The organism is Aeromonas sp. QDB56, from assembly GCF_027705505.1.
Classification (GTDB): domain Bacteria; phylum Pseudomonadota; class Gammaproteobacteria; order Enterobacterales; family Aeromonadaceae; genus Aeromonas; species Aeromonas caviae.
The window spans coordinates 36,736-47,405 of sequence record NZ_JAPDBZ010000013.1 but is presented as its reverse complement, the minus strand read 5'-3'; the positions used below and the strand labels follow the sequence as shown (position 1 = coordinate 47,405).

9 protein-coding genes and 1 pseudogene are annotated in these 10,670 nt (G+C 59.1%); 3 read left to right on the top strand and 7 right to left on the bottom strand.

What is annotated here, in order from left to right:
• Positions 1-107: 107 nt before the first annotated feature.
• Positions 108-986, bottom strand: a pseudogene (locus tag OKB81_RS03855) (HAMP domain-containing protein); the annotation flags it as partial.
• Between the two features lie 164 nt (positions 987-1,150).
• Here OKB81_RS03855 and OKB81_RS03850 point away from each other — a divergent pair.
• Positions 1,151-1,783, top strand: a complete 633-nt coding sequence (locus tag OKB81_RS03850; protein WP_029314220.1) for a LysE family translocator — start codon at positions 1,151-1,153, stop codon at positions 1,781-1,783.
• 126 nt (positions 1,784-1,909) lie between these two features.
• Here the strand turns inward: OKB81_RS03850 and OKB81_RS03845 are convergent, their stop codons facing one another.
• From OKB81_RS03845 to OKB81_RS03820, 6 genes are all read right to left on the bottom strand, one after another.
• Positions 1,910-3,013 carry a beta-N-acetylglucosaminidase domain-containing protein gene (locus OKB81_RS03845; RefSeq protein WP_160836882.1) on the bottom strand — a complete coding sequence of 368 codons (1,104 nt, stop codon included), beginning with the start codon at positions 3,011-3,013 and terminating at the stop codon, positions 1,910-1,912.
• 45 nt (positions 3,014-3,058) lie between these two features.
• Positions 3,059-4,786: a potassium/proton antiporter gene (locus OKB81_RS03840; protein WP_270805128.1), complete on the bottom strand. Its 1,728-nt coding sequence runs from the start codon at positions 4,784-4,786 to the stop codon at positions 3,059-3,061.
• A 271-nt stretch (positions 4,787-5,057) separates the two neighbouring features.
• Complete coding sequence (locus OKB81_RS03835; RefSeq protein WP_010674048.1) at positions 5,058-5,204, bottom strand: hypothetical protein; 147 nt, start codon at positions 5,202-5,204, stop codon at positions 5,058-5,060.
• Positions 5,204-5,890, bottom strand: a complete 687-nt coding sequence (locus OKB81_RS03830; RefSeq protein ID WP_128342928.1) for a M15 family metallopeptidase — start codon at positions 5,888-5,890, stop codon at positions 5,204-5,206. Before OKB81_RS03830 ends, OKB81_RS03835 begins: the two co-directional genes overlap by 1 nt.
• 29 nt (positions 5,891-5,919) lie before the next feature.
• On the bottom strand, positions 5,920-7,047 hold the full coding sequence (dapE, locus tag OKB81_RS03825; RefSeq protein WP_010674050.1) for a succinyl-diaminopimelate desuccinylase: 1,128 nt from the start codon (positions 7,045-7,047) through the stop codon (positions 5,920-5,922).
• 22 nt (positions 7,048-7,069) lie between these two features.
• Positions 7,070-7,444: an ArsC family reductase gene (locus OKB81_RS03820; protein WP_029314225.1), complete on the bottom strand. Its 375-nt coding sequence runs from the start codon at positions 7,442-7,444 to the stop codon at positions 7,070-7,072.
• A 243-nt stretch (positions 7,445-7,687) separates the two neighbouring features.
• Between OKB81_RS03820 and OKB81_RS03815 the strand changes: the two genes are divergently transcribed.
• Both OKB81_RS03815 and OKB81_RS03810 read left to right on the top strand, forming a co-directional pair.
• Positions 7,688-9,391 (top strand): recombinase family protein, encoded by a 1,704-nt coding sequence (locus tag OKB81_RS03815; RefSeq protein WP_171280323.1) that lies wholly within the window; start codon positions 7,688-7,690, stop codon positions 9,389-9,391.
• Positions 9,388-10,359, top strand: a complete 972-nt coding sequence (locus OKB81_RS03810; protein ID WP_043851303.1) for a hypothetical protein — start codon at positions 9,388-9,390, stop codon at positions 10,357-10,359. The genes OKB81_RS03815 and OKB81_RS03810 overlap by 4 nt, the downstream gene beginning before the upstream one ends.
• The last annotated feature ends 311 nt before the right edge of the window (positions 10,360-10,670 follow it).

Genomic DNA, 10,670 nt, shown 5'->3' with positions numbered 1-10,670 from the left:
AGGTGTTCAATCAACGTCATAGCGCGTGCCTCCTGCATGGAGACGCGATTAGATCACAGACGATCTGCCTGTTCAAATTTCATTAACAAAGTGCGATCCCGCCCTGGCTGCTGCTGGGCGTTGACCTCTGCCTGGGTCATCACAGCGGCAAGCTCGGTGGCGGCGGAGGCCACATTGCCGCTGATGCCGGTCAGGGTCTGGATGGTGTTGGCAAGCTGGCTCAGGGTCCGGTTGATATCCCTGGCGAGCTGGCCCAGCTCGTTGTTGCCTTCGGCATTGGCACGCACGTTGAAGCGGCCGAGGGCGACGGCGTGCATCACCTCCTGCAACTGGCCGATGGGCTGCACGATGCGCCCGGAGATCCACCAGCCACCCAGCAGGGCCGCGATCAGGGTGCCCCCCATCAGCAGCAGGGTGCGCAGCAGGGTCGCGCGGTCGTGGGCCTGCTCCTCGGCAATCTCAGTCTGGGTCAGCTGATTGATGTGGACGGACATGGCATCGATCTGCTTGATGAGCGCCTCCCCCAGATCGCGAAAGTGCAGGCGGGCCTGCTCATAGGCGGCGGGATCGCCACTGCCTTGGTACTTGGCGGTCAGCAGGGGCAGCATGCTGCTGCGGGTATGGCCGAGGTAGGCCTGCAGGGCGGCCGCGACCTGACGGTTGTCCTGCTCGGCACCGGTGACAACCAGTCTGGTCAGGATGGCGCCAATCTCCTGTTCGGCGGCGGAGAGCTGGGCCGGCAACTGGGCGAAGAGGGCCTCATCGTAGAGGCCTTAGATGGCGTTGGTGCGCAGCCGGTAGGTGGCGTGGATCAGGGCCGCAATGTCGTCCTTGTGGCGGGTGACGCTGGCGGTGGTTTCATTCATGTCCTGAATGGCACCGTCGATTTCCTGTTTGCTGATCACGGCCATCAGCAGCATCAACAGGCTGGCGAGCAGGAGAGGGATAAGCACTTGAAGACGAATGGACAGATTATTCAATGACATGAAAGATCCTAACCCGAAAGAGGAGTGAGGCGGTATCTTACACAGACGCGACAATCCTTGTCACAGGGTTTTTAATGCTGAATTCTTGCTGAATGAAAAGGTTTTTCTTGTGTTAAAAGAGTGTGATAGGCAAGATCGTCTGCTTGTTACCCTGGAGGTGTAGTGTGTCCGACTGGATTGATCCCGCCATCTTGGCGCTCTTTATTCCCACGTTCTTTTTTGTCTCAGTAACCCCCGGTATGTGCATGACCCTGGCGATGACCCTGGGCATGAGTCTGGGGGTGCGCCGTACCCTGCACATGATGTGGGGGGAGCTTGTCGGCGTCGGCCTGGTCTCCGTGCTGTCGGTGGTCGGGGTGGCGGCAGTCATGCTCAACTACCCGGCCCTGTTCTCAGCATTCAAATATGTAGGTGGCGCCTACCTGGTCTGGCTTGGCATCCAGATGTGGCAGGCCAAGGGCAAGATGGCCATCCCGGCGGATCTCTCGGCGGGCCAGCAGACCAGCTCCATGGGGCTGGCCGTGCAGGGGTTCGTGACCGCCATCGCCAACCCCAAGGGGTGGGCCTTCATGGTCTCCCTGCTGCCCCCCTTCATCAATGCGGCCAAGCCGATGGCACCCCAGATAGGGGCCCTGGTCGCGCTCATCCTGGTCATCGAGTTCTCCTGCCTGATGCTCTATGCCAGCGGTGGCCGCACCTTGCGCCATTTCCTCGCCAAGAGCGGCAATGTCACTCTGATGAACCGGATCGCGGGCTCTCTCATGCTGTTTGTCGGGGTCTGGCTGGCCTTCGGTTAAACACCCGCTCAATCAGCCGCCCTATGTGACGCCATGGGGCACCTGAAGAGAGATGATGCAAAAAGGCCACCTCCCTGCTCGGGAGGTGGCCTTTTACATAGGCCCGTTTTTCATGGACTCATGGGGTCAGTCGGTCAGGCAGTCCGGATCGAACACGTATTCCCCGGCCAGCCAGCGCAGGATCTCGTTCACGCAGGCCTGATCCTGGAAAGGCAGGTAGCGGCTCTTGAGGTGGATGACCTGCTCGGGGGTGAGCTGGGTCAGACCGATGTCCTGGAAGAGCGGCAGGTCGGCCTGGATCATGGCGGAGATCTGCGGCCCGCAGGTGGCGTTGAGGGAAGCGTGCAGCGCCTTGTCAGGATCGTACTGCTTGCCGAGCTTGTAGCTCATGGGCAGGGTGGCGAGCGGCAGGGCCGAGAGGGCCGCCTGCTTCATGGGATTGACCGCATGGCCGCTCACGAGATCCGCCAGCTCTGCCGGACGGTTTTCGAAGGCGCGCAGGTGCAGGAAGCTGCTCGCCTTGCTGCCGTCATTGACCGGATAGTTGTCCCACAGGAAGGGTTTGCGATGGAGCCAGTCTGCGGCCTGTTTGAGGTGGGCAGCCGGATACTCGGTGGAGCAGACTTTGGGGCCGGTCCAGAAGACATCGATGCGCTTGTCGAGCCCCTGACCCAGATCCTGCAGATAGTGGGGGGGCATGGCACCGAACACCTTCTCCAGCACGGGATCCGTGCTGTAGTAGCTGGGGCAGAACAGCAGGCGGCCTGCATCGGTGTGGGCCGCGATGTCGTGGGCGATGGTGAGCTGCCAGTGGGCGAGATCAGGGGTGTCCCCCTTCATGTCGTCAAACAGGATCGCCAGGATATCGGGCTTGAGCGCCTCCTCGATGAGCCTCACCTTCTCCAGCAGGGCGGGTCGCTGGCGGGCATAGTCGTGATGGGCCCCCATGGGGCTCAGGCCCACCCCGAAGGCCAGACCGTTCTCCCGGCACTGGCGGGCGAGCTGGCACAGGGCTTCAAGCTGGTCGGCGGGCCAGGGTGTGGCCCAGTGCTTGCGCAGGTAGCCGTCTTCCTTGGGGGCGTAGAGGTAGAAGCCATAGCCGTGGCGGGGCAGCCACTGGGCGTAGCGGGCACGGGCTTCCCAGCTCCAGCCCTTGCCAAAGAAACCCTCGATGAGGCCCAGCTTGGGCGAGGGAGGATACAGACCGGACAACAGGGTTTGATAAGGCATGGTTCACTCCCTTCTCACACAAATGCGGGCTACGATGGCCGGCGCCTAGACGGGGTCTTCTTCCAGGAAGCGTACCCCTATCTTGCGGGGTTCACCCTCTTCCATTTCCGCCACCGTCCAGAGCAGTCCCTGCCAGGCGACATGGTCACCGACCACCAGATTATCGCCCAACTGATGGGCAATAAAATCGCCGAGGCTCTGATCCGCCACCTCGCTCACATCCAGCCCGTAGAGCGGGGCGAGATCCACCAGCCTGGCGTTGGCCTCCAGCAGGAAGTCACCGAAGAAGCGCGGGCCCAGATCCTGCTCCGGCGCCTGGCTGAAGAGCTGACCGAGGGCGGGCAGGTCGTGCTCGTGGCCGATGACGCACAGGATGTCATCGGATTGCAGGCAGGTACTGCCCGAGGGGTGGAGCAGCTCCTGGCCGCGGAACAGGGCGCAGATGCGGGTGCCTTGGGGCATGCGCAGCTCCCGCAAGGGCGAACCGATGCACCACTTCTCGGCGCTCAGGCGATAGACGAAGGTTTCCCACTGGCTGTCGAGATCGATTTCCAGCCCAGAGCGGTTGATGGGAGAGGGCGGTGCGGGCACCTCCACTCGCGCCAGCTTTGATGCCAGCGGCAGCGAGCTGCCCTGCAGGATCAGCGAAACCAGCACCACGAAGAAGGCGACATTGAAGTAGAGCTGGGCATTGGGCAGCCCCGCCATCATGGGGAAGACCGCCAGGATGATGGGCACGGCGCCGCGTAGCCCCACCCAGGAGATGAACCAGCGCTCGCGGGGCGCGAAGTTCTTGAACGGCAGCAGTCCAATCCAGACCGACACCGGACGGGCAAACAGGATCATCCACATGGCCAGTGCCAGTGCCGGCAGGGCGATGGGCAGCAGCTTGTGGGGCGAGGCGAGCAGCCCCAGCACCAGGAACATGCCGATCTGGCTGAGCCAGGTCAGGCCGTCCAGCACGGAGAGGGTGGTGCTGCGGCTGCGCAGGGAGAGATTGCCAAGCAGCAGGCCGGTGAGGTAGATGGCGAGGATGCCGCTGCCCCCCACCGCCGTGGTGAGGGCGAAGATGAGCAGGCCGCCGCTCACGGTGAGCAGGGGATAGAGACCGGGGGCGAGCTTGGCACTGTTGATGAGCTTCCACAGCAGCCAGCCCCCCGCAAGGCCGATGCCAGCGCCCAGACCAAACTGCTTGACGAGTTGCAGCAGCAGGAAGCCGGCATCCAGCCCCTGCTGGGCGGTGGCCAGCACCTCGATCAGGGTGACGGTGAGAAAGACCGCCATGGGATCGTTGCTGCCCGATTCAATCTCCAGGGTGGCGCTGACCCGCTCGTTGAGGCTGCGCCCGCCGAGCAGGGAGAAGACCGCCGCCGCATCGGTGGAGCCGACGATGGCACCGATGAGCATCCCCTGCATCAGGTTGAGGTCGAACAGCCAGGCGGCGGCGAGGCCCGTGAGGCCTGTGGTGATGGCCACCCCGACCGTGGCCAGCGAGAGCGCGGGCCAGAGCGCGACCCGAAAGGAGGAGACCCGGGTGCGCATGCCGCCGTCCAGCAGAATGATGGCCAGTGCCAGGTTGCCCACCAGGTAGGCGACCGAGTAGTCGGCGAAGTGGATGCCGCCGGGACCATCCTCACCCGCCAGCATGCCGACGGCGAGGAAGATGACCAGGATGGGGATGCCGACTCTGGAGGAGAGTGCGCTCAACAGGACACTGGCACCCACCAACAGGGCACCGATTAAGAAGAAACTGTTGACGGTGGTGGCATCCAATGGCGAACTCCTTATGGCGGGCTGCAAAACAGGCACATTATATGCAGATTGACCCCCTTTGTGTGGCTTAATTGTGCATTGTTTTGCAGTTTTTTACGTTTGTTGCGCAGTTTTCAAGCAGGGCGAGGGTGGAGTGCCCGCGCGGGAAAGCGCAGGGAAAGGGGGCAATGGATGGGGCTTTCAGTGCAGGCAGAGGGGGGCGGCAGAGGGCGAAAAAAAAATGCCGTGGACGGGAAGGGGGCAGGAGCGCCGACGGGCTCCTGCGAGGGGGTCAGTCGTCCTCGTCGTCCTTGACCTCCCGGATCTTGTCCTTGTACTTGGGCAGCTGTTTCTCGAGCTGCTTCATGTCCTTAATGGCGTTGAGAAACAGGCCGAGCAGAAACAGCAGCGGCAAGCCTATCCATAACCACAAGCTCATCAGAATCTCCTTTCGTGGTGTGCCGGGGTGACATAGCGGGCCAGGATCTCGTCGAGATGAGCCAGGATGCACTCCTTGCCTTCAATATCCGCTCGTTCCAGACAAAGCGCCAGCGCCGCCGGATCCAGGGCCAGCCCGTCGGATTCGGGCGCGAAGCTCAGGTGCCAGGGCTCGTAGGCCACCCCCTGATCCGGTTGCTCCCCTTTTGCATAGGGCAGGAAGAAGCCGAAGTCGTTCATGTGATCGTCCAGCCATTCGCGCAAATCGGCAAACCAGCCGTCCGCCTCGTACTCCCAGGGTTCCAGCGCGAGCCGGGTGCCGGCGGGCAGGCAGTCCGGATCGTAGATGTCGAGATCCGTGCCCCAGTGATGGCGGCTGGTGCCGGGCAGGGCGCTCCAGTGCAGGATGGCGTGCAGTCGCTCGGTCTCGCCCAGTTGCAGGGCATCGAGGGGCTGGTTGTGCGCATCCAGCAGAGGGCGCTCCCCGCGCCATTTGCCGTTCCAGATGGCGAGCTGGCGCTCGAAGCCGCGCCAGCTGGAGGCCGCCTGCAGGTTGAAACCGGCATGGGCGGCAGCCACCTGCATGTCGTTGAAGGCCGCCGCGGTGGCGGCGGTCAGACGATGGGGGCCGCGCCCCACCAGGATGAGGTGGCTCTCATCCAGCCCAAGCAGTTGATCCTGATTCATGGTCTGGTCTCTCTTGTCCGGAGCGCCGCTCATGCCAGCAGTCGTGCCAGCACCCCTTGGTACATGTCCGCCAGCAGATCCAGATCGTCCGCCTTCACGCACTCGTTCACCTTGTGGATGGTGGCGTTGACCGGGCCGAGCTCGATGACTTCCGCCCCGGTGGGAGCGATGAAGCGCCCATCGGACGTGCCCCCCGTGGTGAGCAGGGCCGGCTGCTGGCCGTTCACTGCCGCCACGGCGGCGACGGTGGCGTCCAGCAGGGCGCCGGTGTCCGTCAGGAAGGGCTGGCCGGAGAGGGTCCACTTCAGCTCGAAGTCCAGGCCATGACGGGTCAGCAGCGCCTCGACCCGCTCGCGGATAGCCGCATCGGTGAGCTCGGTGCTGAAGCGGAAGTTGAACTGGACCTGCAACTCCCCCGGGATGACGTTGGAGGCGCCGGTGCCGCCCTGGATGTTGGCGATCTGGAAGCTGGTGGGGGGGAAGTAGGCGTTGCCCTTGTCCCACTCGATGGCGGCGAGCTCCGCCAGCGCCGGGGCCGCCTTGTGGATAGGGTTGTCCGCCAGATGGGGGTAGGCGACGTGGCCCTGCACCCCGCGCACCAGCAGATCGCCGGTGATGGAGCCGCGACGGCCGTTCTTCACCACGTCCCCGACCTGGGCGGTGGAGGAGGGTTCGCCGACGATGCACCAGCGGATCTTCTCGTTGCGTGCCTCCAGGGTGTCGATGACGCGCACCGTGCCGTTGATGAAGGGCCCCTCTTCATCCGAGGTGATGAGAAACGCGATGGAGCCCTTGTGGTCCGGGTGCTCGGCCACGAAGCGCTCGGTCGCCACCACCATGGCGGCCAGAGACCCCTTCATGTCGGCGGCGCCCCGGCCATGGAGCATGCCGTCCTTGATGGTCGGCTCGAATGGCGGGGTGTCCCACTTCTCCAGGGGGCCGGCGGGTACCACGTCGGTGTGGCCGGCGAAGCAGAAGAGGGGACCCTCGCTGCCACGGCGTGCCCAGAGGTTGGTGGTGTCCTCAAAGACCATGGGTTCGATGACGAACCCCAGGCGTGCGAGGCGCTCCGCCATCAGGGTCTGGCACCCTTCATCCAGGGGGGTCACGGAGGGGCGGCTGATCAGATCCTTGGCCAGTGTGATGACGTCCGACATCGGTGTTCCTTAACAGAAAAAGTTAACGGGAGAAGAGGGATTGATAGAGGTCTGCCTTGAAGCCCAGGGTCAGGGTACCGTCCTGGTCCAGCAGCGGGCGCTTGATCATGGCCGGGTGGGCCAGCAGCAGGTCACGGGCCTTGGCGGTGTCGAGCCCCTGTTTTTCTGCTTCCGGCAGGGCGCGGAAGGTGGTGCCACGGGTGTTGAGCAGGGCTTCCCAGCCCAGCTTGGCGAGCCAGAGATCGAGCTGTTCCGGGCTCAGACCGTCGGCGCGGTGATCATGAAAGCGGTAATCGATACCCGCCTCTTCCAGCCACTTGCGGGCCTTCTTGATGGTGTCGCAGTTCTTGGGGGAAATGCCGTAAAGTACGACTTTACATTCGCTCTTGTTTTCCATGGGGTTCACCGTGTTCCGTTTGATGGGCTGTAGCATACAGACGATCTCCACGCATGGAAACGAGGCCGCTTTGGGTTAGCCACCATGGTAGAAGGCTTGCATTGGTCGATATGATCGATGTTTGGCAAAAAAAAACACAATGAATATTGTTAGAAGTGCCGTCATTCTGGTAGGCTCACCTCATCTTAGTTCTCAGCCTTGTTCACTACTTCCTGAATGTGGGCCAATGTAAAAGGAGTTGTCATGAGCCGTCCCCCGAAGGCGTATTCCTACATTCGATTCAGTACCCCAAAGCAGGCACAGGGAGACAGTTATCACCGTCAGCTTCAGAAGGCTACCGACTACTGTGCCAAGCACAATCTCCAGCTTGTAGAGAAGACGATTGATGACCTTGGTACGAGTGCATTTCGTGGGGCTAACATGACGGAAGGAGCCTTGGGTCGCTTCTTTGATGCAGTGAAGAGTGGAAAAATTGAGCAAGGTTCTTATTTATTGGTCGAGTCAGTAGACCGCCTAAGTCGACAAGCTGTTGAGGCAGCTCTAAGTCAATTCCTTGCCATCATTAGTGCAGGCATAGTGATCGTTACCCTTGATGATAATGCGGTGTATCGCTCAGGGCAGGTTGAGACTCAAAATCTATTGCTTTCTATTATGTTCATGGTGCGTGCTAATAACGAGTCAGAAACTAAGAGTGACCGTAGTCGCAAAGCTTGGGACAAAGGCCGCAAACAGGCCAGAGACAACAATCAAGTAATGAAAAACTCTCGTCTTCCCTCATGGCTGAAATGGGAGGAGGGTAAGATCATGCCAATCCCCGAACGAACAGCCGTTGTGAACGAGATGTTTGAGTTGGCCAAATCCGGCTGTGGCTATGAGCAAATAGCCAAGATCTTTCTGGATAAGGGTTATAAGACTTTTGGAAAAGAAACTGACTGGCGTCCAGCAGGCATTCAAGCGGTTATTAAGAGCGAATCTGTGATTGGGGTATTTCAGCCACATCAAATAAAGGATGGCAAGCGAATTCCGGAGGGTAGCCCTATCTGGGGATATTATCCGGCAATAGTCGAGCCAATATTATTCAACGAAGTGCAGCATATTATCAGCCAGAGAAGTAATCATAGTGGTTCCTATCGGAAAGGCACTTATAACAACCTCTTTAGCGGTATACTTCGTTGTCAGTGTGGGGAGGCGTTACGCTACCAAAATAAAGGACGAGTAGGGAGCCCTCGCAACTATCTTGTTTGTCCTAAGCAGAATATCACAGGGTGCAATCTGCCAAACATGCTCTATAACAAAGTTGAGCCTCAGTTATTACAAGCAGTCTGCATTCTATCAGAAGTAATGCAAAGACGGGTGGGGGAGAATGAGAAGGTTTTATCTCTAAAAGAACAGTTGGCCACATTGACTGCTCAGCTCGATGTTGAGAGTAGAAAGAAGAGTAAAGCAGCTCAATCCATATTAGATTTTGATGATGATGCTACTTTTCGAAAAGAATTTGTAAAGATTAAAGCTAACTGCGAAGCCTTAGAGGAAAAAATACACGAAATTGAGAGCGAGCTCATGAGCCTAGAGCTGTCAGAAAAAACTATTCTCAATCTACTGAAACCAGAAGAACTGATCAGCACTGAGCAGCGTCAACTATTTAATAGCCAATTGAAAGCAGTGCTGAAAGAGATCAAATTTAGCTACGATGGTTATGATCTGGCCGCAGTATTTAAGGGGCTAGATGATAAATTCATGCTAGAGCAAGCTTTCAAACCCAAGCTGGCAGGTAGTAGCGTTAGAGATCTCAGTGGTGAGGAGTTGTTAAGGACAACCTCAGAGGCTCCCTATATTGATGCTGCGTGGGTGAAGGGTGAGACCGATGAGTATGAGTCACATCGGAAAGATGCGTCCAGCGGTCTGGATGATGAGTTTGAGGACTTGAGTTTACAAGAGTCAAAGTGAAGGCATTACAAGGGGAGTTGGACGTGGTAGGCATCTTTGTTGGGCACCACTCACAGAGGGGCATCGACCCAAAAGCATTGCTCTCGCAGATTCCTGGATTCAGTCAGCGAAGCACTCGACGATTCAGTCAGTACGTCAAGCGGGCAATCGCCAACATCCAGCAGGTGCAGGGACTCGACCTTCCGGAGGTTCCCGAACCGGATAATGGATTGGGGACGTGGACTCCCTTACAAGCCTTGGCTGTGTTGACCTATGGCCCCAGCTCTCACTTAAACCTGAGGCTAATAGCGGAGATCGAGCAGCTTACCGGGCTGGAGTTACCACATGATGAAAGGCAAAGCCGCCATGAGGCTGCATTTTATGTGGAATACTTGGCCCCGCTGGTTACTTACTTTCAAATGCAGCAACCGGGTTTGCGAATGGAGGTGATCCCGCAGTTCGATTGCGACCCTTACCGGGTGGATTTTCGGGTAGATTTGCAGTGGTTCGACCCAAACGGGAAGTATTTTGACAAACCGATCCGGCAGGAGGTGTACTTGCTGGAGTTTGATGAAGCCTATCATCTGGAGCCAGCGAACCGCCAAGCAGACCACCAGCGTGATGCCTACATCGAGCAGCAGACGGGCCTCAGACCGCTCAGGATACGGCACGAGGAACAAGAGCTGTGGGCCACCATCTGTCGTGCTCAGGGACGCATCCTAAGCGTGGAGGAGTACCTGCAAGGGCTGTTGATGGCTATGGCAGAGCCGGGTGATGGCCGACATCTTGATATCACGCGAGATTCTGCCCAGAGTGCTTATACCTGCGATCCAGCCGGGTATCTACGATATCCAGCTCAGCCGGGACGAGACCTTAAAGCGATAGCAGAGCGGCTTGGCTGGCGGTTGAGTCAGAGGCATAGCGGTAATCTGGCCTATCACCGTCTGACCCCGCCGCGAGTGACTGCCAATCGACACATTTCGGGGTGATGTGTCTGGTCGATTTGAGTCTCATCGACACATCCGACAGCGTGTTCATGGGCTTTTCGGTGGTATGTGTCTGGTGTTCCAGCTGTTCCAGCCCGATATATATACCCGTTTAGTTACACTGACTCTTATCTATTTACTGCACCGAGGGGGGAGCTTACCAGCCACCCGAAGGAGAGATTCCGAGAAGATTGCAACGATCTTGCCCGGTTGATTGCCCGGCAAAAACAATCCCAAACCCCACCAGCACAAGGAAAACGAGCAGGCAACATTCAGACCAAACGCAGGTATAAGCCAGATGAGACCAACACCAT

Bases quoted from the DNA above. Each gene is read 5' to 3' on its own strand.
- OKB81_RS03815 (WP_171280323.1), top strand. From the start codon at position 7,688: ATGAGCCGTCCCCCGAAGGCGTATTCCTACATTCGATTCAGTACCCCA.
- dapE (WP_010674050.1), bottom strand. From the start codon at position 7,047: ATGTCGGACGTCATCACACTGGCCAAGGATCTGATCAGCCGCCCCTCC.
- OKB81_RS03845 (WP_160836882.1), bottom strand. From the start codon at position 3,013: ATGCCTTATCAAACCCTGTTGTCCGGTCTGTATCCTCCCTCGCCCAAG.
- OKB81_RS03830 (WP_128342928.1), bottom strand. From the start codon at position 5,890: ATGAATCAGGATCAACTGCTTGGGCTGGATGAGAGCCACCTCATCCTG.
- OKB81_RS03820 (WP_029314225.1), bottom strand. From the start codon at position 7,444: ATGGAAAACAAGAGCGAATGTAAAGTCGTACTTTACGGCATTTCCCCC.
- OKB81_RS03835 (WP_010674048.1), bottom strand. From the start codon at position 5,204: ATGAGCTTGTGGTTATGGATAGGCTTGCCGCTGCTGTTTCTGCTCGGC.